Consider the following 20,884-nt stretch of genomic DNA (forward strand, 5'->3'; position numbering starts at 1 on the left):
GCGCGAGCATCACCATTCTTCCGGCAATTCGAGCCTGTCGGGCGCCAGGTCGATGATCTCCCGCTGCACCAGGATGTTGAATTCCTCATAGATAGGCTCGGCGCAGTGAAGCAGTTCTTCGCTGAGCTGTTCGAGGAATTTTTCGCCCTTCCAGACCCATTCGACCGGGATGCAAATCCCCTTGTCGTCCTCGGTCCCGAAGCTGGACAGCACGATGCCCACCGATTTCACGGTGAGGCCGGTCTGCGGAGTGTAGTGTTTGACGAAGACGACATCTTCCGTGGCGATGCGCCGGAAGGAGCCGAGCAACGCCGCCTCCCTCTCATTGGATTTGTCCAGGCACACCAGCCCGTGGTCTAGAGTACTGTCCGTGTGGTGTTCGTCTATCCCGAAAAAAGAAGTCATCGTATCCTCCATGCCATGATGCCGACAGCCATGGCGGCGATTCGGAAGGCGTAACAGGAAGCAGGCGCCCGTTGCCGCCATTCACCCGCTGGAAACTATGCGACTATCCGGCGCCCCTCCGGCGGACGAGGGGCTGCCGGCATGGCATCAGGCATATTGAATGTTCGCTGCCTGCTTGCCCTTCGCTCCTTGCATGATCTCGAAGGTGACCCGCTGACCTTCCTTCAGGGACTTGAACCCGTGCGCCTGGATGGCGGAGAAATGCGCGAAGATATCCTCGCCGCCGTCGTCCGGGCTGATGAAACCGAATCCCTTTGCGTCGTTGAACCATTTAACGATACCAGTTGCCATGATGCGTTTTCCTTAAAGAGTTGAAAGATGTACCAGGCCATCCGACCGGTATGCGCAACTTAGCAACCCCTAAACCCCGGCTCAATAAACAAAACCCTGTAAATTAAGGCGCGGTATCTATCCATCCCGAACCCGCGAAACAAAAGGGCGGATCATAATGATCCGCCCTTCGATTGCCGCATCAGCCAGATTCCGGCAGCGCTGCCTCAGCCCTTATTGCGCAGCGACATGCGATCCATGATGTTGTCCTTCATCACGAACTGGTGCTTGAGCGCGCCCAGCAGGTGAACCACCACCAGCGTGATCAGCACGGTCACCAGCACTTCGTGGACCTCGTGCGCCTCCACACCCTGGAACTTCGCCGGCAACAGGGTCGCGTCGCCAGACATGATCGCCTTGCCCACATCGCTGCCCAGCACCACCATCATGCCGCTCACCGGCAACAGGACCAGCACTGCGTACAGCGCGTAATGGATTCCCTTGGCGACCTTGTCCATCGGGGTGTTGCCCATTGCCGGAGGAATGCCGTCCTTGCTGCGGAAAACCAGGCGTGCCAGCGTCATCAGCAACACCGAGGCTCCCACCAGCAAGTGGACCACGTAACCCGCGATCGTCGCGCCGCCTTCATGACGCGCTTCGTCCAGGGCATCGCCCAGGAACCATGCGGCGACCAGCAAGGCCAGGGTCAGCCAGTGAATGATGATGTTGCGTTTGCTGTATTTTTCCATGCGTAGAATCTCCAGAATTGATCGGTTGGTTTTTTTGTTCTGCTCCCTTGCGCCGGATTATAGCGAAAGGAGATACGAGAATTATGACGATGAACCGGCGCGCTGTTCCAGCTCTTCCCATCGCTCCATCGCCGCCAGCACTTCCGCCTCTATCTCCTCGCTGCGTGCCTGCAACTGCTTGGCGCGCTTGGGGTCGTTGCGGAAGATGCTGCCGTCGGCGAAGTGTGCGGTGATGTCGATCTGTTCCTGCTCCAGTGCCTCGATGCGCTTGGGCAGTTCCTCCAGTTCGCGTGCATCCTTGTAGCTGAGCTTGCTCTGCTTCGGCTTTTCCGCCGCCGAGGGTGCCGCCTGCACCACGGGCTTGACCGGTGCAGCGACCGGCTTGGCTGCCGTGCTCGCGGCCTGGAATTTCTGCACGCGCACCCAGTCCTCGTAGCCGCCGACGTATTCCATCAACTTGCCGTTGCCCTCGAACGCGATCACCTGCGTCACCACGTTGTCGAGGAAGGCGCGGTCGTGGCTGACCAGGAACAGCGTGCCATCGTATTGCGCCAGCAGCTCTTCCAGCAGCTCCAGCGTCTCGATGTCCAGATCGTTGGTCGGTTCGTCCAGCACTAGCACGTTGGCGGGACGCGTGAACAACCGCGCCAATAACAAACGATTGCGCTCGCCGCCGGAACAGCTCTTTACCGGCGAACGGGCGCGCTCCGGCGCGAACAGGAAATCGCCGAGGTAGCTGATGACGTGTTTCTTCTGTCCGCCGATCTCGATGAAATCCGATCCCTGGCTGATGGTGTCAGCCAGCGTCGCCTCGTCGTCGAGCTGCGCGCGCAACTGGTCGAAATAGGCGACGGATATCTTCGTCCCCAGCTTGACGCTGCCGCTGTCCGGCTCCAGTTCGCCGAGGATGATCTTGAGCAGCGTGCTCTTGCCCGCGCCGTTGGGGCCGAGCAGACCGATCTTGTCGCCGCGCTGGATGCGGCAGGAAAAATCGTCGACGATCTTGCGCGCCCCGAACGACTTGCTCACGTTGGTGAGTTCCGCCACCAGCTTGCCGGAACGCTCGCCCGCATCGAGATTCATCTCGACCTTGCCCTGTTTCTCGCGCCGCGCCGCGCGCTCGCGGCGCAACTGTTCCAGACGCAGCACGCGCCCTTCGTTGCGTGTGCGGCGGGCTTTGACGCCCTGGCGTATCCACACCTCTTCCTGTGCCAGCACCTTGTCGAACTTGGCGTTCACCACGGCCTCGTCCGCCAGCATGCGTTCCTTGATGCTCAGGTAGTTGGCGAAGTTACCCTGAAAACTGGTCAGCCTGCCGCGGTCCAGTTCGACGATACGGGTGGATACGTTGTCGAGGAAGCGCCGGTCATGGGTGACGAACAGCACCGCGCCCCTGAATTCGTTGAGCAGGCCTTCGAGCCATTCGATGGAGGCGAAGTCGAGGTGGTTGGTCGGCTCGTCGAGGATCAGCACGTCCGGCTCGGCCACCAGCGCCTGCGCCAGCGCCACGCGTTTGCGCTGTCCGCCGGACAGGGCACCCACGCGGTCGTCGGCGTTCAGGTCGAGCCTGGCGATGGCGGTTTCGATGCGCGCCTGCACCGACCAGCCGTTCTGTGCCTCGAGTTGGGTCTGCAAGTGCTGCATCTCTTCCAACAGCTTGTCGACATCCGCATCCGGCTCGGAGATTTGATGCGAGACATGATGGTAATCGTGCAGCAGCTGCTGGAGCTTGCCCAAGCCTTTCGCCACGGCGTCGAACACCGTGTCGTCGGCATCCAGCGCAGGCTCCTGGCTGACGTAGCAGATGCGTGCCGTCGGGGCGCGCCACACCAGCCCGTCATCGAGATTCCCCTGCCCGGCGAGCACGCGCATCATGCTCGACTTGCCGCCGCCGTTGCGCCCGATCAGGCCGACGCGCTCGCCCTCGTCGAGCTGAAAGTCGGCGTGGTCCAGCAGCGCGACGTGCCCGAAGGCAAGGCTCGCCTTATCCAGTGTGACGAGTGGCATCTACTTGGCTTCTTGCTGAGGCAGCGAGGATTGATAGAGGAACGAGAAGCCCACTGCCCAACAACCCATCGCCCAGTAACCGAACGCCGTGGTGAATTTTTGCAGGATCAGGTGCGTGTTGTGATCGCTGATAGAAGGCTCGAAGAACTGGAACACGAACAGCAGTGCCGCCAGCACGTTGCCCAGCAGCACGATGCGCTGGCCGAAGCGGTATCCGTTGCCTTCGGGCTTGCCCTCCGGGGGCAGCGAACCGCGGAAGTGCAGCACCAGGTAGACCACCATCAGCGACAGCAGCGCGCCAACGATACGCCCCGGGATGTCACCCTCGAACGTCGTTGCGCCCAGTGCATCCAGCAGCGTGCGGCCGACCGCCGCCACCCAGCCCATTGCCAGCGTCTGCGGAATGAAGAACCACGCCAAAAACAAGTTGATGCGACCCTGCATAGTATTTCCTCTGTGCGGAATATTTCGAATGGCGCGCATGATACCAGTCAATGCGTTTCTGATTGCGGCGCATTTCCGCTAGAATGCGCACCGCTGTCCTCGTAGTTAAATGGATATAACCGGCCCCTCCTAAGGGTCAATTACAGGTTCGATTCCTGTCGAGGACGCCAATTTCCCCTTCCCGGATTCAGGCTATCTGCCCGTTTCTGTGGGGTATCACCCTACCCCCTGCCTGCCACGAATGAGATTAATATTGCGGAATGGCAATGCTCTCAAAACCACTGGTGCGAATCACCATGCTGTTCCTCCTGCTGGCCGTCGTCGAGACCGGCTGGCTGCATACGCTCCGTCCGCTGGAAAACAGGCTATCCGATCTCTTCGTACGCCAGCAGGCGCAACACCTGGAGCCCGACCCGCAGATCGTCATCGTTGACATCGACGATGCCAGCCTCGCGCGCATGCAGGACGTCGCCGGTAACTGGCCGTGGCCGCGCGCGGTGCACGGCGAATTGGTGCGCGGCATCGCGGCGCAGCATCCCGCGGCCATCGTGTTCGACATCCTGTTCAGCGAACGCGACCAGTACCGTCCGGAGAGCGACCGTCAGTTCAATGAAGCGTTGGGAGCTAGCGACAATATCTACTTCCCGATGATACGGCGCGACCCGGTGCTGGACGCCAAGGGGGCGCCGCTGGCGCAGATCGCGCCCATGCTGGGACTGACGCGCACGGACAAGGCCGCCCCGGATGCGCGCGTTGCGCTGCTGCCGCCGCTGGCCATCGACCCGCGCCACTGGCGCAGTGGCACCATCAACTTCGAGGAAGACGCCGACGGCGTGGGACGGCGCTACCAGCTTTACACCGACGTGCGCGGCTGGCTGATCCCGTCGCTGCCCGCAAGGGTGGCCGCCGACCTCGGCTACCCGGTGCCGCATCAGGACGACATGATCCTCGCATGGCGCGGCAAGGCACGCTCCTTCCGGCATATTTCCTATGCCGAGCTGTACGAGGACTTCGGCCGCGAGCATCCGTTGCGCCCGCGCGACGAATTCACCGGCAAGATCGTCGTCGTCGGCACGGCCGCCAGCGGCCTGCACGACGTGCGTGTGACGCCCGTCGCCAGCCTGTATCCCGGCATGGAGATACTGGCGACCGCGCTGGACAACCTGAAGAACCGGCGCATGATGCAAGCGGCGCCGCAGTGGTTCGCCCCCCTGCTCGCATTCGCACTGATAGTCGCGCTGGGCGCCGCCTTCCTGCGTGGAACGAACGCGCTGCGTGCAGGACTTAGGCTGGCTGTGGCTTCGATGCTGCTGCTGGGCGGCAGCTACCTCGCGACGGGGCGGCTTTACCTGCTGCCGGTATTGGCACCACTGCTGCTGGCCTGGGCCTGCTATTTCTCCTGCGCGCTCGCGGAGTACCTGCGCGAACGCCGTTCGCGCGAGCAGGCAGTGCAGATGTTCAGCCGCTTCGTGAACCCGCATGTAGTCAAGGAGCTGATCGCCCACGGAGGCCTCAACCGAGCGGGCGAAAGCCGCCAGATCACGGTGCTGTTCTCCGACATCCGCGGTTTCACCACGCTGTCGGAGCGCCACACGCCGCAGGAGGTCGTCGCACTGCTCAACCGCTATTTCAGCCTGCAGGTCGAGGTCATCTTCCGCCACGGCGGCTCGCTGGACAAGTTCATCGGCGACGCCATCATGGCCTTCTGGGGCGCGCCGCTGGACGATGCGGAGCATGCGCGCCACGCGGTGGAGGCAGCGCTGGAGATGGCTGAGGTACTGCAACGCTTCAAGCAGGAGATCGGCGAGAGCGAACCCGGATTCGACGTCGGCATCGGTATCCATTCCGGCCCCGCGGTGGTGGGCCTGATCGGTTCGGAGCAGCGGCGCGAATACACCGCCATCGGCGACACGGTGAACCTCGCCAGCCGCATCGAAGGATTGACCAAGGGCGTGTCGCGCATCCTCGTCTCGCGCGACACGAAGGAACTGTGCGGCGACGCATTTGACTTCCAATCCTTCGGTTCGTATAAGGTCAAGGGCCGGGAGCAGGAAGTCGAACTGTTTGCACCAACGTTGAGGAGGAACAAACCATGAGATGGTTGCTCGCATTCTGTCTGGCATGGAGCGTATCCGCCGCGCACGCGGCCGAAATCGCCTACACCGTGCGCCCCACCGAAATAAAAGCCAAACCGTTCTCCGATGCAGCCACGCTGTCCAGCCTGCCACAAAGCAGCCGGGTCGAGGTGATCGCGCGGAAGTCGGGCTGGATGCAGATCAGATCCGACGGCGCAACGGGCTGGGTGAGGATGCTGAGCCTGCGCTTCGGCGATGCCGCCGCGCAGAAAAAGTCCGGCGACAGCGGACTGGGAGCGCTGTTCAGCGTCGCCACCACCGGCGGCAGCGGCAGCACAGTGTCCACCGGCGTACGCGGCCTTTCCGAAGAGAAACTGAAGAATCCGCAACCCAACCCTCAGGCGATGAAGGAATTGCAGCGCTACGCGGCCAGCAGGCAGGAAGCGCTGAACTTCGGCAAGTCGGGCAAGCTGGCGACGCACCGGATCGACTACCTGCCTCCGGCGAAATGAGGAGAATGAAATGAACCGCAAACTCATATCCATCGTTTTCCTGTGCAGTTTCGCCTCCTCCGCGCTTGCCTTCGACCTGGGCGACATCGACGTAGGCAAGGCGCTGGACAGTCTGAAAAAAGCGCAGCAGGCATCCGCCGACATCGATGAGTCGAAAGAGATCCAACTGGGCGGCGGCATCGCCAGCAACCTGCTGGGCGCCGCACCGCTGCTGAAGAACCAGCGCGTCCAGAAGTACGTGAACGACGTAGGTATGTGGCTCGCACTGCAGACCGAGCGCCCCAACCTGCCGTGGCGTTTCGGCGTGCTGGACGACAATGACGTCAATGCCTTCGCCGCACCCGGCGGCTATGTCTTCGTCACCAGGGGGCTGCTCGCGCAGATGAGGAGCGAAGCGGAACTGGCCGGCGTGCTGGCGCACGAGATGTCGCACATCCTGCGCAAGCATTACTTGGAGGCGATCAAGAAGGGGGCGCGCACCGGCCTGATGGCGGAGTTCGCGGGAGAGGCCCTGAAGGGCGGAGGCGCAGACCCCGCATTCAACAAGCTGGTCAGCGCGGGCACTGAAGTCTATGCGCGCGGCCTCGACAAGGAAGACGAGTTCGAGGCCGACCGCATGGGCGTGGTGATCGCCACGCGCGCGGGCTATGACCCCTACGGCCTGCCCACCGTGCTACAGACCCTGCAGGGAATGAACGTGCAGGACTCCAGCCTGGCTCTGCTGTTCAAGACCCACCCTGCATTGGGCGAGCGCCTGAGCCTGCTGGACCGGCTGATGTACGGCCAGTTCGACCGCTACGAGAACCAGCCCGACCACGCGCGGCGCTTCATGGCGGTGATGGGCAATACCGGCATCCTGTTCCACAGGTAGCTGACACCGCCGAATCCGCACTTCAACCCGACACGAAGGAGATCATCGTGAAAAAGACATTGCCGATCAGCCTCGCCCTGCTCTGGGGCGCGTTCGCTCCCGCAGCCTTTGCCGAGCAGGGCGAATGGTGGGAAATCTCCAGCAAGACCGAGATGCCCGACATGCCCTTCAGCATCCCCGCGACGACCACCAGGGTCTGCCTCGCCAAAGCCACGACGCACAATCCGCCCCAGGCGATGCAGGACAAGACTTGCAAGATGACAAACATCTCGACGTCCGGCAACAAGACCACGTGGAAGATGCACTGCGTCCGCAACGGCGAGGTGACGAACGGCAGCGGCGAATTCACAGGCACCCCGGACAACTACCAGGGCGTGACGCGCCTCTCCGGCACCACGGGCGGAAACCCCGTCAACATGACCAGCACGTACCGCGGCAAGCGCGTCGGCCCGGCCTGCGATACCTCGCAGCTCCCGCAGAATATCGGCGGCAAAAAATAGTTCGCAAGAACTGCGAACTCAAGACAACATCCGAAGGAACGCGGAATTTTGAGCGTCTATTACTCGCCGTAGCGCAGTTCGGTGAACTGCCGCCGGGCATCGCTCAGTTCTTCCGCATTCAGCAACACCGGACCGCCCGACTGCAGCGTGCGCAGATAGAGTTCGCACAACGTCTCGACCTCGACCGCGAGCTTGAATGCATCGAGCAGGTTCCTGCCCGCGGCGATCATGCCGTGGTTCGCCAGCAGGCAGGCACGGCGGTCCTGCATCGCCTCCAGCACCGTATCGGATAACGCCTGCGTGCCGAAGGTCGCATAGCCGGAACAGCGGATGCTGTCGCCGCCCGCCATCAGGATCATGTAATGGAACGAAGGGATGTCGCGGCGCATGCACGCCAGCGCGGTCGCGGCGACGGAATGGGTATGGATCACCGCGCCGAATTCGGGACGCTGCGAGAAGATGTCGCGGTGGAACAGCCATTCGCTGGATGGCTTGCGGCGGCCGTGCGCCTTGCCCTGCGCATCGACGAACACCATGTCGTCCCCGGTCAGCCCCGCCCCCATGCCGGAGGGCGTGATGAGCATGCCGTCCTCATGGCGCGCGCTGAGGTTGCCGGATGAGCCGCGGTTCAGCCCCTGGTCGTCTAGCCGCTTTGCGATGCGCGCGAGCTCGCCGCGCAACTGGTTCTCGTTCATTTCAGTGCCTCCATCGCCCCGGCGTTCGCTTTCACGACGCCGCGTTCGGTGATCAGCCCCGTCACCAGCCGCGCAGGCGTGACATCGAATCCGTAGTTCGCGGCACGTGCACCCTGCGGAGTGACCTGCACCGTGCGCACCTGGCCGTCTTCGCACAGACCGGAGATGTGCGTCACCTCTTCCGGTGCGCGCTCCTCGATGGGGATCTCCTGCACGCCGTCCTGCAGCGTCCAGTCCACGGTCGGCGTCGGCAGCGCGACATAGAACGGCACGCCGTTGTCGTGCGCAGCCAATGCCTTGAGATAAGTGCCGATCTTGTTGCATACGTCGCCGCGCGCGGTCACGCGGTCGGTGCCGACGATGACCATGTCCACCAACCCATGCTGCATCAAATGGCCGCCCGCGTTGTCGACGATGACGGTGTGGGGCACGCCGTGCTGCCCCAGCTCCCATGCAGTGAGGCTCGCGCCCTGGTTGCGCGGACGCGTCTCGTCCACCCATACATGCAGTGGAATGCCCGCGTCGAACGCTGCATAGATGGGTGCCAGCGCCGTGCCCCAGTCCACCGTCGCGAGCCAGCCCGCGTTGCAGTGGGTCAGGACGTTGACCACACCGCTGCGGCCGTCGCGCTGCTTGGCCTCGCGCATCGCACGGAACAGTTCGGCGCCATGGCGGCCGATGCTTGCGTTGATCTCCACGTCCTCGTCCGCGATGCGCGCCGCTTCCCGCCAAGCCGCCTCGGCGCGCTCGGCTTCGGGCAACGGTGCGAGGAAGGCGCGCATGCGCTCCACTCCCCAGCGCAAGTTCACCGCCGTCGGACGCGCCGCGAGCAGCACGCCGCAACTCGCCTCAAGCGCCGCATCCGAAGCATGGTGCCGCATCGACAGCGCCACACCGTAAGCCGCCGTCACGCCGATCAAAGGCGCGCCGCGCACCCACATGTCGCGTATCGCCCGCTCCGCGTCGCGCATGTTCTCCAGCCGCACCGTGACGAACTCGTGCGGAAGTCTGGTCTGGTCGATGATCTCCACCGCATGGTCGGCGGTGGGCCAGATGGTGCGATAGGGTTTGCCGTTAACTTGCATCAGTCACCCTCGAATTCGCACAGCGCGAATACTTTCTGCCCCAGTTTCTCCAGCCTCGCGCGGCCGCCGATGTCCGGCAGGTCGATGACGAAGGCGCATTCCACCACCTCGCCTCCCATGTCCTCGATCAGGCCGACGGCGGCCTCCGCCGTGCCACCGGTGGCGATGAGGTCGTCCACCAGCAGCACGCGGTCGCCCGTCCGGATCGCGTCGACGTGGATCTCGATGCGATCGCTGCCGTACTCAAGCTGGTAGTCGCGCCCCACCGTCTCGGCGGGCAACTTACCGCGCTTGCGGATGGGGACGAACCCCAGACCCAGTTCATAGGCGAGCGGCGTGCCGACGATGAAGCCGCGCGACTCGATGCCGACCACCTTGTCGATCTTCATGTCCTTGTAGCGGTGGGCGAGCTCCTGCACGGTGGCGCGCAGGCCGACGGAGTCCTTCAGCAACGTGGTGATGTCACGGAACATGATCCCCTGATGGGGATAGTGCGGGATGGTGCGAATTCTGGACTTAATGGTCATGGCTTTCCTTTAGCGGTTGAGTATGCGGCCCGCGACTGCGGACAGTTTCTCGATCAGCTCGGGATCGCGCGCCTCGGGCGCGGTGAGGATGGCGTACTGCAAGGCATGGCGGCAACCGCACTCACAGCCTGCCGCGTCGTTCTGGACGCGCGGCGCGACACTCTTGACCAGGCCGCGCGCACGGTCGGCATTCTCCAGCAGCACCTTGACGATGGCCTCTACCGTCACATGGTCGTGATCGGGATGCCAGCAGTCGTAGTCGGTGACCATCGCCACGGTCGCGTAGCAGAGCTCGGCCTCGCGCGCGAGCTTGGCTTCCGGCATGTTGGTCATGCCGATCACGTCGCAGCCCCACGAGCGGTATAGCTCCGACTCGGCGAGACTGGAGAACTGCATCCCTTCCATCACCAGATAGGTGCCGCCGCGCACCACGTTGATCTCCATCTGCCGCGCGGCGGCCTCGAGATGGTCGCCGAGACGCTTGCATACCGGGCGTGCCATCGACACGTGCGCAACCATTCCGCTGCCGAAGAAGCTCTTCTCCCGCGCGAAGGTGCGGTCGATGAACTGGTCGACGATGACGAAGGTGCCCGGTGCGAGGTGTTCGCGCAGCGAGCCGACCGCGCTCACCGAAACGACATCGGTCACGCCAAGCCGCTTCAATGCATCGATGTTGGCGCGGAAGTTGATGTCTGACGGCGAGATGCGGTGACCACGGCCGTGGCGCGGCAGGAAGGCGATGGACTCGCCGTTCAGTTCGCCCATCAGAACCTCGTCCGATGGCTCGCCGAATGACGACTCCGCCTTCACCCAACGGGTGTTCTCCAACCCTTCGATGTTATAGACACCGCTGCCGCCGATGATGCCCAGCATGTTTCCTCTCCCCTGAAATGATTAGCGTGTCACGACCGGCACGCGCGCGGTCAGCGCGCAGGTCAATTCATAACTGATCGTGCCTGCAGCATGTGCGACCTCCTCGACCGGCATGCCCTCTCCCCACAGCACGACGCTGCTGCCGACGCCCGCCTGGGGCAAGGCACTCAGGTCGGCGAACAGCATATCCATCGAGACGCGGCCCAGCGTGCGCGTGCGCTGCCCGTCCACCAGGAGGGGCGTGCCCGTCGGTGCGTGGCGCGGGTAGCCGTCGGCGTAGCCGCAGGCGACGATACCGATGCGCATCGAATGTTCGGCGCGGAACAGCGAGCCGTAACCCACCTCGTCACCCGCGCGCAGTTCCTGCACGGCGATGATGCGGCTGCTCAGGGTCATCACCGGTTTCAGGCCGAGCTGCTGCGCGCTGGTCTCGGCGAACGGCGAAGCACCGTACAGCATGATGCCGGGACGCACCCAGTCGCCGTGCGCCTGCGGATAGCGCAGCAAGGCCGCGGAATTCGACAGCGAACGCGCTGCGCGGTAGCTGCCGGCGACATCATTGAACAGCGCCAGCGGCGCCGCGATGCCGCGCGCCTCGTCGGCATTGGCGAAATGGGTCATCAGCGTGATGTCGCGCACCGCACGGTGGCGGCGCAGCCGCTCCATCGCCTGCGCCACCTGTTGCGGCGCGAAACCGAGCCGGTTCATGCCGGTGTTGACCTTGAGCCACACGTCCAACGCGCCGCGCTTGGGGCAAGCGTCCAGCAGCGCGATCTGCCAGTCGCTGTGGATCACACAGCTCACCCCGTGCTCGGCGGCCAGCACCATGTCCTCGGCGTCGAAGTAGCCTTCCAGCAGCAGGATGGCCTGCCGGTAGCCCGCATCGCGCAGCCGCAGCGCATCGCGGATATCCAGCAGCGCATAGCCGTCCGCATCGGCAAGCGCCTCCGCCACGCGCAAGAGACCGTGGCCGTAGCCTTCGGCTTTGATAACGGCCATGATGCGCGCACTCGTGGCGCGGCGCGCCACGCGAAGATTGTTCTCCAGTGCGCTGTGGTCGATAAGGGCTTGGATCGGGCGGGGCATGGAAACGGGGAACTGACAAGTGTTTTAGATAGACGCGAATGATAGCAGGGGCAATATTTTCATGTTATAAAACGGCCTGATAAAAATATCCCCTGCTGAATGAATCTCGGCTTCTACATCATCCTTGCGGCGCAGTTCTTGTCCGCGCTCGCAGACAATGCCCTGCTGTTTGCCGCCATCGCCCTGCTCAAGGACCTGAGCTCGCCGGCCTGGCACACGCCGGTATTGCAGCAGGGATTCATCGTCTCCTACATCATATTGGCACCGTTCGTCGGTGCGTTCGCCGACTCGCTACCCAAGGGGCGCGTGATGTTCATCAGCAACACCATCAAGCTATCCGGCTGTCTTGCCATGCTGGCCGGCGTCCATCCGCTGCTCGCCTACGGCCTGGTCGGACTTGGTGCTGCGGCCTACTCGCCCGCGAAATACGGCATCCTCACCGAATACCTGCCGCCCAGCCAGCTGGTCACGGCGAACAGCTGGATGGAGGGCCTGACCGTCGCCGCCATCGTGCTCGGCGCGGTGATCGGCGGCATCCTCATCACCCCCCACCTCGTCGCGCCGCTGGTGACGTCGCTGGACATCCCGCTGATCGACAGCGTGGCGAAGCTGGCAATAGCCGTCATCGTGCTGATCTACATCGCCGCCGCGGTGTTCAACCTCTACATCCCGCGGGTCGCCATCGAACACAAGCCGTTCGATACCAGCCCGGTCGCGCTGACCCGGGATTTCTGGCACTGCTTCAAGCTGCTGTGGAGAGACCCGCTGGGCCAGGTCTCGCTCGCGGTGACCACGCTGTTCTGGGGCGCGGGCGCCACACTGCGCCTGCTGCTCCTCGGCTGGGCCGCGGTGGCGCTGAACTACGACATCGGAGAGGCCGCGAGACTCACCGCCTGGTTCGCCATCGGTATAGCCATCGGGTCAGTGCTGGCGGCGAAATACATCACGCTGGAGCATTCGGTGAAGGTGCTGCCGGTCGGCATCGCCATGGGCGTGGTCGTGCTGATGATGATCCCGATAACCAACAGCACGCTGGCAGTGCTGCTGCTGATCGTCATGGGTGCGATGGGCGGCTATTTCGTGGTACCGATGAACGCGCTGCTGCAGCACCGCGGCCACCTGCTGATGGGCGCTGGCCGTTCCATCGCTGTGCAGAACTTCAACGAGAACCTGAGCATCTTCGTCATGCTGGGGCTGTACGCCGTGATGCAGAAGCTGGAACTGCACATCTATCTCATCATCCTGGTGTTCGGCCTGCTGCTGTCCGGCGTCATGGCCGCACTATACAAGCGCCACGGGCATGACCAGGACTCCGGCAAAGTCTTCTAGCCGTTACATCTGCTCCAGCAGCGCCTCGAACTCCCCGATCGGCACCGGCTTGCTGAACAAGTAGCCTTGGTAGGCCATACATTCGTGGTGTTTGAGGAACGCCAGCTGCGCCTCGCTCTCCACCCCTTCGGCAATCACGTTCAGATGGAAGCTGGTTGCCAGATCGATGATGGTCTGGACCAGCAGCGCGTCGCTGCCATCACTTACGATGCCGTGTATGAAGCTCTGGTCGATCTTGAGTTGATCGAGCGGCAATTGCTTGAGGTAGGACAGCGATGAATAACCGGTGCCGAAATCGTCCATCGAAAGGCTGACCCCGAGCTGGCGTAGCGCCCTCATCTTGTCCACCGTGCCCGCCAGATCGGCCAGCACCATGCTCTCGGTCAGCTCCAGCTTCAGGCGCTCAGGTTTGACGCGATGAGCCATCAGAAGCTTGTCCACCTTATCCACGAAGTCCGGCAGCGCGAACTGCTTCGCGCTGATGTTCACCGCCAGCGTCAGGTTGCGCGTCCGCTCGTTGCCGCCCCATAGGGCGAGCTGCCGGCAAGCGGTATCCAGCACCCACTGGCCGATATCGATGATCAGCGTGCTCTCTTCGGCGACCGGAATGACCTGCGCGGGCATCACCAGGCCGCGCTGCGGATGCTGCCAGCGCAGCAATGCCTCTGCGCCGATGGGCCGGTTGCTGCTGTCCACCTGTATCTGGTAATACAGCTGCAACTGCTGCTTCGCGATGGCATGCCGCAGGTCATGTTCCAGCGCGGCGTGGTTCGCCACGTTCTCCTGCATGAGCGGGTCGAAGAAACGCACCGCATTGCGCCCCGAATCCTTGGCCTGGTACATCGCCATATCGGCATGGTGCAGCAGCTCTTCCACCGGACTCTCGTTGCCGAGATAGAGGCTGATGCCGATGCTGGGTGAACTGTGGTGCTCGTGCTCCTTGAGCCGGTACGGCTGCGCCAGCGTCTCGCGGATCTTCTCGGCGACCAGTCCGACCTTGTGCGCGGCATCTTCCGCATTCCGGCTGACCTCTTCGATCAGCACCACGAACTCGTCTCCACCCAGTCGCGCCACGGTATCCGACTCGCGCACGCAGGACTTGATGCGCCTGGCGACATCGACCAGCATCATGTCGCCGTAATCGTGCCCCAGCGTGTCGTTGAGCGACTTGAACTTATCCATGTCGATGAACAGCACCGCGCCGTAGTTGCGGTGGCGCGCGGAGGCGGGCAGCGCGGCGCGGAAGCGGTCGAGAAACAGGCGCCGGTTGGGCAGCTTGGTCAGCGCGTCATAGAACGCCAGGTTGCGGATCTCCTCCTCGGCTTGTTTGCGCGCGGTAATATCGCTGAAGATGCCGACGTAGTTGGTGATCTCCTGATGCTCGTCCTTGACCGCGGTGATCGTCAGCCACTTCGGATATATCTGCTTGTTCTTGCGCCGGTCCCAGATCTCGCCCGCCCACGATCCGGTGTGCAACAACTGTTGCCACATCCCGGTGTAGAAATCCTTGTCATGCCGCCCCGATTTCATGATGCGCGGATTCCTGCCCAGCACCTCCTCGGCGCCATAGCCGGTGATGTCCGTGTAGGCCTGGTTGACGCGGATGATGTTGGCATCGGCATCGGTGATCACGATCGCGTCGTGGGTCTCGAAGGTTGTCGCCGCGACGCGCAATGCCTGCTCAGCCTGCTTGCGTCGGGTGATGTCATGGCAGAACACGAAGAACCGCCGGGATTCCGGCATGAAGGTCACCGATACCTCGACATCGATCTCATGTCCGTCCTTGCAGCGGTGTCGGCTCTCGAAGCGGTCCGCGCCTTGTGCAATGATTTTGTCGATGTGTGCCGTTACCTCTTCCGCCTGCTCTTTCGCCTCCAGCTGGCCGATGTGCATCCCCATCAGTTCTTCGACTGAATAACCCGACATCCTGGCGTAAGCCTCGTTGACTTCCAGCAGATACCCCCGCTCATCGGCCATCCAGAACCCATCCTGCGCGGTGTCCAGCACGGCCTTGTGCTGCACCAGCACCGCTTCGGCACGCTTGCGCGCGGTGATGTCCCGGCTCGACGCATACAGGTATTGCGTGCCATCCAGTTCCACTCCGGCTGCACTGATCTCGACGTTGATCAGCGAACCGTCCTTGCGCCGGTGCACGGACTCGAACATGGCATTCTTGCCGATGAGTTCCTTGAATTTTTCACGCAACTCCACCGCAGACCACTGCACATCCCAATCGGCGACGTTGAGCTTGGCCACCTCTTCCCGGCTGTAGCCCAGCATGCGGCAGAACGCATCGTTGGATGCCACGAGATCGCCCTGCATATCCATCACATGGATCCCGTCCATCGAGGTCAGCATCAAGACCTGGTTGCGCCGCAACAGCATCTCGGTCTCGTGCAGGATGCGCTGCCTCTCGGCGATATCGATGCCCAGGCCGACCAGCACGGGCTCGCCGTCGCGCTCTATGCGCCGGCCGGTGAAGTGATAAGGCGTTTTCTTGCCATCCCGCGCCACCAGCACCGCATCCACGGTGGCCTCGCCCTCCTCGAACACCTTGCGGATGCTGCTCTCGATCGCGGCGCGATCCACCCCTTCGAAAAAATCCAGGGGGTGACTTTGGGAAAGTTCATCGGCACTGCAATGCAGCACGCGCTCGAGATTGTCGTTCCACATCGAAAAGCGTCCGGAGGCGTCGATCATGTAGAAGATGCCGGGCAGCGACTCGATCATCTCCTCGCGGAAGTCATGCTCGCGCCTGATGACCTCGACGGCTCGCTCGCGCTCGCGCATCTCCTCGCGCAACCGATCGTTGGTCTCTTCCAGCTGCCTGGTGCGCTCGGCCACCTGCTGCTCCAGCCCCACGTTGATGCGATAGATCTCCAGTTCCCGCTGGCTCAGGCTGTCCAGCATGGCATTGAATGCATTGAGCAGACTACCGATCTCGCCGCCGCCATCCTTCGGCAACTGGACGCCATAATCGCCGGCGGCGATCTTGTCGGCCGTAGCGGTGAGCTGTTCGAGCGGTGTGAAGGTTCGGCGCAGCATCAGCAGCACGAGCCCTCCGACGAGCAACATCGCGGCGAATCCGCCGGCGACTTGTATTACGGGAATCGAAGCGACCTGCCGCGCCGCCACGGCAGCCGGGATGTGATAGGCCAGCAACAGGAAACGAGCCGGATTGCCGGAATCGAAATGGATCCGCTCAGCCGCCACATATCCGCTCATGTCCCTCGTGGCGGCTGCATGCAGCGGCAGGTAGGAAGGAACCCGCAGATCGAACAGCGATTTCAGTGTAGGGAAGTCCCGGCTGGCTTCATCCTTGCGCCCCGGCGCGGAAGCAGTACTTCGCTCTGTCTCGGGGTGCAGCAGGTAGACCCCGTCCCTGTTGGCGACATAAGTCTGCACCCCGGGCGGCAATCCCAAGGTGGCGAACTTCAGCAATTCCGCCACATCCATATCGACTACCACCATGCCGAAGATATTTCCGTCCCCGGCATAGACTGGCGAGGCGGCGCGCACGATCAGCCGGGCAGCTTGCCCGACGGGCACATCCTCCCGGTTGAATTCGAATGCCGAGAAATACACTTGGCCTGGCCGCAAGTTCAGCGTGGACTTGAAATAGTCCTGCTCATCTCTGGCCTTAAGCTCGGCAGGCGGTATAACCTCGGCCTTGCCGCCGCGCTGCTCGACGCGCACGAGTTCCCGCCCCCCGTCGGCCACGCCGATGTAGCGGATGTGGTCATAACCCGGGTGTGAGTTTGAAAAAGCGGTAAAGACCTGCTGCAAACGCGCTTCCCATCTGGCCTGAGTATCCCCATCGCGGGTGTCGTAACCGTTGTTCTGTACGGCGCGCAGGATGCCGGAGACAGGCGGAGTATCGGACAGGAACAGCAGACTCTGGCGCAGTGCGTCTATCGCCTGGGTCAAACGTAATTTTTCGGCGTGGGATATCTCTTCCAGATCGGCACGCCGCTCGCTGAGGTAAACATCCTGCAGGCGCGCCTCTTCGATATACATCGTTACCAACGAAGCTGCGGCCACCAGGATCAGGGCGGTGGCAGTGATGCGCGTAGACAGGCGGAAGTCATGCAGCTTCATGCATTCCCCATTCGGAAGCGATGAGGCATGCTACTACACAAGCAACTGCAGGACTATTAAGTAAAAGCCCTTATGGAAGTGCGTTAAATACCTGCATCGCGCGGCACAGATCCTCCCATGCCTTGGCCTTTTCCAGCGGGCTGCGCAGCAGGTAGGCGGGGTGATAGGTGACTATCAGAGGAATCCCCTGATAGTCATGCGTCGTCCCGCGCAGCGAGCCGAGCGCTGCATCGCGCCCCAATAGCGCAGTGGCGGCGGTCTTGCCCAGCGCCACGATCACCTTGGGACGAATCAGTTGTATCTGTCGTTGCAGGTATGGGAAACAGGTGGCGATCTCGTCGGCCTCCGGCGTGCGGTTGCCGGGCGGGCGGCACTTGACGATGTTGGCGATGTACACGTTGTTGCCGCGCTTCAGTTTGACTGACATCAGCATGTTGTCCAGCAACTTGCCCGCCTGCCCCACAAACGGCTCGCCCTGCACATCCTCGTCTGCGCCCGGCCCTTCGCCGACGAACAACCAGTCGGCCTGCTCGTCGCCCACGCCGAACACCGTCTGCGTGCATCCAGCGCGCAGCTTGCAGGCAGTGCAATCGCGCACCATCGTCTTCAATTCCGGCCAACCGAGTTCGGCGATGCGCTGTTCGCGATTCTGTTCCCCGTTCCCGGTTGTGACGATCGTCGCGGGCTCGGAATCTGCGGCGGCAAGCGACGGCGAACTTGCGCAGGATGGGTTGAACCCTTCGTCTGCGCTCAGAACAGGCTCCGCGATACCCGTCACCGATTGTTGGGTATCGGCTTCGCCTCCACCCACCCTGCTCGCTTCGGCTGCCGGAGGTGCTACCGCAGCGGCGGTTTCGATCGACGCTTCAATGGGCGGCGTCGATTCCACATCCGCTTCAGGATTGCCGGCCATTGGTGCAGGCGCGCCTCTCCGCTGCCACAGCGGGTACAGATTCAACTCGCGCAGTACCGCTTCCTGCCTATCCATGTTCATCTCCAGCAAAATCGCACGCCATCACCAGCGCGTCCTCGCTGCCGTTCGCGTTCTGATAGTAACCGCGCCGCACACCGACCTCGGCGAAGCCCGCGCTGCGGTACAACGCGACCGCTGCCGTGTTGGACGGACGCACTTCGAGGAACACGCGCTGCATGTTCCTCTCGCGCGCAAGCATGAGCATCGCGCCCAGCATCGCGCGCCCCAGACCTTTGCGCTGCTGGGCCGCGGCCACACCAATGGTCAGCAACTCCGCCTCGTCCACCGCCGGCATCAGGATCGCATAGCCGCGTATTCCGTCTTCCGTCTCATCCACGCGGCACAGGTAGCCGTTCGCCAGCGAGTCGCTGAAATTGCCGCGCGTCCACGGGTAGGCCTGCACCGCCTGCTCGATGGCGAACACCGCATCCACGTCGGCTTCGGTCATGGGTCGCATCAACGCGCTTCCCGTTCACTGGTCTTCAGCGCGACCTTGTCGCGCAAGTAGAGCGGCAGAGCCTGCGCCGCATCGACGCCCTCGCCTCTCGCGAGACGCCGCGCGCCCAGCGAGGCGATGGCGGAGGCCTGCGGGACGACGGTTCCGTCCACGCCATGCAGCTGCCCCGCATAACGCGCCTGCAGCGCTTCGCTGTTCACCGAGAAACCGCTGCCTGTAGCGAACCAGCGCTCGCCCGTCACCACCGGCGCATCCCCCGGCTTGCACAGACAGGGTTCGCTCGCCGCGATCCACTCGCCGCCCTGCTTCTCGTAGGCCGCGTGGTAGATCTCGCCCATGCGCGCATCCAGCACCGCGACCACCTTGCCGTGTCCCGACGCTTCGGCCAGCGCCTCGAGCGTGCACACGCCGACCACCGGCAGGTTCGCCCCCAGCGCCAGCCCCTGTGTCACGCCGCAGGCGATGCGCACGCCGGTGAACGAGCCCGGCCCCATGCCGAAGGCGATGCCGTCCATGTCCCTGATCCCGAGTCCCGCATCCTTGAGCAAGGCATCCAGCATGCTCATCAATACCTCGGAATGCTTCTGCCCCACCGCTTCGCAGCGGTCCATGACTGCGCCGTCCTGCCACAAGGCGACGGAGCAGTATTCGGTGGAGGTTTCCAGTGCCAATACGCGCATCAGTTATCTGCCAGCAGCAATACCACCGCCTGCGCCGCGATTCCCTCACCGCGCCCGGTATAGCCCAGCTTCTCGGTGGTGGTCGCCTTCACGTTGACGGCGCTTTTCTCCACACGCAGGTCTGATGCGATGTGCGCGACCATGTGCGCGATATGCGGCGCCATCTTCGGCGCCTGCGCGATGATGGTCGCATCCAGGTTGGCGACGCGATAGCCCTGCTCGCGCACCATGTGCACCACTTCGCGAAGTAGAATGCGGCTGTCGATGTTCTTGTACTTCGCGTCGGTATCGGCGAAATGTTTGCCGATGTCGCCCAGCGCCGCCGCGCCCAGCAGCGCATCGCTGATCGCATGCAGCAGCACGTCCGCGTCGGAATGCCCGAGCAGCCCCTTGTCATACGGGATGTCCACGCCGCCGATGATGAGCTTGCGCCCTTCGACGAGTTGATGGACGTCGAAACCCTGTCCGATACGCATGATTATTTTCCTTGTTGAAGCAGCAACTCCGCCAGCAGCAGGTCCTGCGGATAAGTCACCTTGAAATTGGTCGATTCGCTCGCCACCAGCTTCGGGCTCAGGCCCAGCGCCTCGACGGCAGATGCCTCGTCCGTCACATTGCGGCATTGCTGCAGCGCCTGCGCCAGCAGGCCCGCGCGGAACATCTGCGGCGTCTGTGCCTGCCACAGCCCTTCGCGCGGCTCGGTGCAGGCGATGCGCTGCTGCGCATCGGCGCGTTTCAGCGTGTCCGCCACCGGCACGGCGAGAATGCCGCCCACCGCGTCGTCGCGCAGCTCGGCGATCAGTTTGGACAGATGCGCCTGCATCAGACAGGGGCGCGCCGCATCGTGCACCAGCACCCAGTCGTCCGGCTCCAGCTCAGACGCCAGCAGGCCGTTGGCCACGCTCTCCGCGCGCGTCTCGCCGCCGCAATACAGCGGCTGCAGCTTCTCGCCGCAATGCGACCAGTCGTAACCGTGGAACAGCGTATCGTCGGGAGCCAGCACGACGAATACCGTGGACAGGTCGGGACAAGCGCAGAGCGTTTCGAGCGCGTGGGCGATCATCGGCTTGCCGGCGAGCGGCAGATATTGCTTGGGCAGTTCATGCCCCATGCGCGCGCCGAAGCCGGCGGCAGGAACCAGAGCGTGGAATTCAGACATGGCGCGAGTTTACCAAACTCCCGCGCATC

The 20,884-nt window shown here is 63.1% G+C and carries 21 protein-coding genes and 1 tRNA gene; 6 read left to right on the forward strand and 16 right to left on the reverse strand.

From position 1 onward, the window contains the following. Positions 1-9 precede the first annotated feature (9 nt). From FGKAn22_RS08230 to FGKAn22_RS08250, 5 genes are all read right to left on the reverse strand, one after another. A complete protein-coding gene (locus FGKAn22_RS08230; protein WP_212785174.1) occupies positions 10-405 on the reverse strand; it encodes a hypothetical protein in 396 nt (131 codons plus the stop codon). Positions 406-552: 147 nt separating this feature from the next. Then, positions 553-756 (reverse strand): cold-shock protein, encoded by a 204-nt coding sequence (locus tag FGKAn22_RS08235; protein ID WP_212785175.1) that lies wholly within the window; start codon positions 754-756, stop codon positions 553-555. Between the two features lie 206 nt (positions 757-962). Beyond that, positions 963-1,484 (reverse strand): cytochrome b, encoded by a 522-nt coding sequence (locus FGKAn22_RS08240; RefSeq protein ID WP_212785176.1) that lies wholly within the window; start codon positions 1,482-1,484, stop codon positions 963-965. An 81-nt stretch (positions 1,485-1,565) separates the two neighbouring features. Continuing rightward, positions 1,566-3,491 (reverse strand): ATP-binding cassette domain-containing protein, encoded by a 1,926-nt coding sequence (locus FGKAn22_RS08245; protein WP_212785177.1) that lies wholly within the window; start codon positions 3,489-3,491, stop codon positions 1,566-1,568. Then, entirely contained in the window at positions 3,492-3,935 is a 444-nt protein-coding gene (locus tag FGKAn22_RS08250; RefSeq protein ID WP_212785178.1) for a hypothetical protein, read from the reverse strand. Between the two features lie 95 nt (positions 3,936-4,030). Between FGKAn22_RS08250 and FGKAn22_RS08255 the strand changes: the two genes are divergently transcribed. The 5 genes from FGKAn22_RS08255 (at position 4,031) to FGKAn22_RS08275 (ending at position 7,893) form a co-directional block, all read left to right on the forward strand. After that, positions 4,031-4,105 (forward strand) — tRNA-Arg (locus tag FGKAn22_RS08255). Between the two features lie 96 nt (positions 4,106-4,201). Next, positions 4,202-6,031 carry a CHASE2 domain-containing protein gene (locus FGKAn22_RS08260; RefSeq protein ID WP_246487371.1) on the forward strand — a complete coding sequence of 610 codons (1,830 nt, stop codon included), beginning with the start codon at positions 4,202-4,204 and terminating at the stop codon, positions 6,029-6,031. Beyond that, positions 6,028-6,522, forward strand: a complete 495-nt coding sequence (locus tag FGKAn22_RS08265) for an SH3 domain-containing protein (RefSeq protein WP_212785179.1) — start codon at positions 6,028-6,030, stop codon at positions 6,520-6,522. The genes FGKAn22_RS08260 and FGKAn22_RS08265 overlap by 4 nt, the downstream gene beginning before the upstream one ends. A gap of 10 nt (positions 6,523-6,532) precedes the next feature. After that, positions 6,533-7,393, forward strand: coding sequence for a M48 family metallopeptidase (locus tag FGKAn22_RS08270; RefSeq protein ID WP_212785180.1), 861 nt, complete (start codon positions 6,533-6,535; stop codon positions 7,391-7,393). A gap of 47 nt (positions 7,394-7,440) precedes the next feature. Next, positions 7,441-7,893, forward strand: a complete 453-nt coding sequence (locus FGKAn22_RS08275; protein WP_212785181.1) for a DUF3617 domain-containing protein — start codon at positions 7,441-7,443, stop codon at positions 7,891-7,893. A 59-nt stretch (positions 7,894-7,952) separates the two neighbouring features. On the opposite strand, the gene FGKAn22_RS08280 is transcribed toward FGKAn22_RS08275, so the two are convergent. From FGKAn22_RS08280 to alr, 5 genes are read right to left on the reverse strand one after another with little or no spacing between them, the layout of a single operon-like run. Beyond that, positions 7,953-8,588, reverse strand: coding sequence for a class II aldolase/adducin family protein (locus tag FGKAn22_RS08280; RefSeq protein WP_212785182.1), 636 nt, complete (start codon positions 8,586-8,588; stop codon positions 7,953-7,955). Continuing rightward, positions 8,585-9,673 (reverse strand): S-methyl-5-thioribose-1-phosphate isomerase, encoded by a 1,089-nt coding sequence (gene mtnA, locus FGKAn22_RS08285; RefSeq protein ID WP_212785183.1) that lies wholly within the window; start codon positions 9,671-9,673, stop codon positions 8,585-8,587. The genes FGKAn22_RS08280 and mtnA overlap by 4 nt, the downstream gene beginning before the upstream one ends. Beyond that, positions 9,673-10,200 carry an adenine phosphoribosyltransferase gene (locus tag FGKAn22_RS08290; protein ID WP_212785184.1) on the reverse strand — a complete coding sequence of 176 codons (528 nt, stop codon included), beginning with the start codon at positions 10,198-10,200 and terminating at the stop codon, positions 9,673-9,675. Before FGKAn22_RS08290 ends, mtnA begins: the two co-directional genes overlap by 1 nt. Before the next feature lie 9 nt (positions 10,201-10,209). Further along, positions 10,210-11,073, reverse strand: coding sequence for an S-methyl-5'-thioadenosine phosphorylase (locus tag FGKAn22_RS08295; protein ID WP_212785185.1), 864 nt, complete (start codon positions 11,071-11,073; stop codon positions 10,210-10,212). A 21-nt stretch (positions 11,074-11,094) separates the two neighbouring features. Continuing rightward, a complete protein-coding gene (alr, locus tag FGKAn22_RS08300; protein ID WP_212785186.1) occupies positions 11,095-12,159 on the reverse strand; it encodes an alanine racemase in 1,065 nt (354 codons plus the stop codon). 99 nt (positions 12,160-12,258) lie between these two features. Here alr and lplT point away from each other — a divergent pair, with 99 nt between their 5' ends. Continuing rightward, positions 12,259-13,488 carry a lysophospholipid transporter LplT gene (gene lplT, locus FGKAn22_RS08305; protein ID WP_212785187.1) on the forward strand — a complete coding sequence of 410 codons (1,230 nt, stop codon included), beginning with the start codon at positions 12,259-12,261 and terminating at the stop codon, positions 13,486-13,488. A gap of 3 nt (positions 13,489-13,491) precedes the next feature. On the opposite strand, the gene FGKAn22_RS08310 is transcribed toward lplT, so the two are convergent. The 6 genes from FGKAn22_RS08310 to ispD all read right to left on the reverse strand — a co-directional run bounded on the left by FGKAn22_RS08310 (position 13,492) and on the right by ispD (position 20,855). After that, entirely contained in the window at positions 13,492-17,586 is a 4,095-nt protein-coding gene (locus tag FGKAn22_RS08310; protein WP_212785188.1) for a PAS domain S-box protein, read from the reverse strand. 70 nt (positions 17,587-17,656) lie between these two features. Further along, positions 17,657-18,574: a uracil-DNA glycosylase gene (locus FGKAn22_RS08315; RefSeq protein ID WP_212785189.1), complete on the reverse strand. Its 918-nt coding sequence runs from the start codon at positions 18,572-18,574 to the stop codon at positions 17,657-17,659. Beyond that, a complete protein-coding gene (gene rimI / locus FGKAn22_RS08320; protein ID WP_343214980.1) occupies positions 18,567-19,007 on the reverse strand; it encodes a ribosomal protein S18-alanine N-acetyltransferase in 441 nt (146 codons plus the stop codon). The genes FGKAn22_RS08315 and rimI overlap by 8 nt, the downstream gene beginning before the upstream one ends. Positions 19,008-19,015: 8 nt before the next feature. Continuing rightward, complete coding sequence (tsaB, locus tag FGKAn22_RS08325; RefSeq protein ID WP_212785191.1) at positions 19,016-19,696, reverse strand: tRNA (adenosine(37)-N6)-threonylcarbamoyltransferase complex dimerization subunit type 1 TsaB; 681 nt, start codon at positions 19,694-19,696, stop codon at positions 19,016-19,018. Further along, the gene (ispF, locus tag FGKAn22_RS08330; RefSeq protein ID WP_281411864.1) at positions 19,696-20,172 is read right to left on the reverse strand and encodes a 2-C-methyl-D-erythritol 2,4-cyclodiphosphate synthase; all 477 of its coding nucleotides are present in this window, start codon (positions 20,170-20,172) and stop codon (positions 19,696-19,698) included. The genes tsaB and ispF overlap by 1 nt, the downstream gene beginning before the upstream one ends. Positions 20,173-20,174: 2 nt before the next feature. After that, positions 20,175-20,855 (reverse strand): 2-C-methyl-D-erythritol 4-phosphate cytidylyltransferase, encoded by a 681-nt coding sequence (gene ispD, locus FGKAn22_RS08335; RefSeq protein ID WP_212785192.1) that lies wholly within the window; start codon positions 20,853-20,855, stop codon positions 20,175-20,177. Positions 20,856-20,884 lie beyond the last annotated feature (29 nt).

It is taken from the genome of Ferrigenium kumadai (assembly GCF_018324385.1).
Taxonomy (GTDB): Bacteria; Pseudomonadota; Gammaproteobacteria; order Burkholderiales; family Gallionellaceae; genus Gallionella; species Gallionella kumadai.

What these genes read in the sequence shown, in the direction of transcription:
- FGKAn22_RS08230 (WP_212785174.1), bottom strand. Translation starts at nt 405, where the DNA reads ATGACTTCTTTTTTCGGGATAGACGAACACCACACGGACAGTACTCTA.
- FGKAn22_RS08235 (WP_212785175.1), bottom strand. Translation starts at nt 756, where the DNA reads ATGGCAACTGGTATCGTTAAATGGTTCAACGACGCAAAGGGATTCGGT.
- FGKAn22_RS08240 (WP_212785176.1), bottom strand. Translation starts at nt 1,484, where the DNA reads ATGGAAAAATACAGCAAACGCAACATCATCATTCACTGGCTGACCCTG.
- FGKAn22_RS08245 (WP_212785177.1), bottom strand. Translation starts at nt 3,491, where the DNA reads ATGCCACTCGTCACACTGGATAAGGCGAGCCTTGCCTTCGGGCACGTC.
- FGKAn22_RS08250 (WP_212785178.1), bottom strand. Translation starts at nt 3,935, where the DNA reads ATGCAGGGTCGCATCAACTTGTTTTTGGCGTGGTTCTTCATTCCGCAG.
- FGKAn22_RS08260 (WP_246487371.1), top strand. Translation starts at nt 4,202, where the DNA reads ATGCTCTCAAAACCACTGGTGCGAATCACCATGCTGTTCCTCCTGCTG.
- FGKAn22_RS08265 (WP_212785179.1), top strand. Translation starts at nt 6,028, where the DNA reads ATGAGATGGTTGCTCGCATTCTGTCTGGCATGGAGCGTATCCGCCGCG.
- FGKAn22_RS08270 (WP_212785180.1), top strand. Translation starts at nt 6,533, where the DNA reads ATGAACCGCAAACTCATATCCATCGTTTTCCTGTGCAGTTTCGCCTCC.
- FGKAn22_RS08280 (WP_212785182.1), bottom strand. Translation starts at nt 8,588, where the DNA reads ATGAACGAGAACCAGTTGCGCGGCGAGCTCGCGCGCATCGCAAAGCGG.
- mtnA (WP_212785183.1), bottom strand. Translation starts at nt 9,673, where the DNA reads ATGCAAGTTAACGGCAAACCCTATCGCACCATCTGGCCCACCGCCGAC.
- FGKAn22_RS08290 (WP_212785184.1), bottom strand. Translation starts at nt 10,200, where the DNA reads ATGACCATTAAGTCCAGAATTCGCACCATCCCGCACTATCCCCATCAG.
- FGKAn22_RS08295 (WP_212785185.1), bottom strand. Translation starts at nt 11,073, where the DNA reads ATGCTGGGCATCATCGGCGGCAGCGGTGTCTATAACATCGAAGGGTTG.
- alr (WP_212785186.1), bottom strand. Translation starts at nt 12,159, where the DNA reads ATGCCCCGCCCGATCCAAGCCCTTATCGACCACAGCGCACTGGAGAAC.
- lplT (WP_212785187.1), top strand. Translation starts at nt 12,259, where the DNA reads ATGAATCTCGGCTTCTACATCATCCTTGCGGCGCAGTTCTTGTCCGCG.
- FGKAn22_RS08310 (WP_212785188.1), bottom strand. Translation starts at nt 17,586, where the DNA reads ATGAAGCTGCATGACTTCCGCCTGTCTACGCGCATCACTGCCACCGCC.
- FGKAn22_RS08315 (WP_212785189.1), bottom strand. Translation starts at nt 18,574, where the DNA reads ATGGATAGGCAGGAAGCGGTACTGCGCGAGTTGAATCTGTACCCGCTG.
- rimI (WP_343214980.1), bottom strand. Translation starts at nt 19,007, where the DNA reads ATGACCGAAGCCGACGTGGATGCGGTGTTCGCCATCGAGCAGGCGGTG.
- tsaB (WP_212785191.1), bottom strand. Translation starts at nt 19,696, where the DNA reads ATGCGCGTATTGGCACTGGAAACCTCCACCGAATACTGCTCCGTCGCC.
- ispF (WP_281411864.1), bottom strand. Translation starts at nt 20,172, where the DNA reads ATGCGTATCGGACAGGGTTTCGACGTCCATCAACTCGTCGAAGGGCGC.
- ispD (WP_212785192.1), bottom strand. Translation starts at nt 20,855, where the DNA reads ATGTCTGAATTCCACGCTCTGGTTCCTGCCGCCGGCTTCGGCGCGCGC.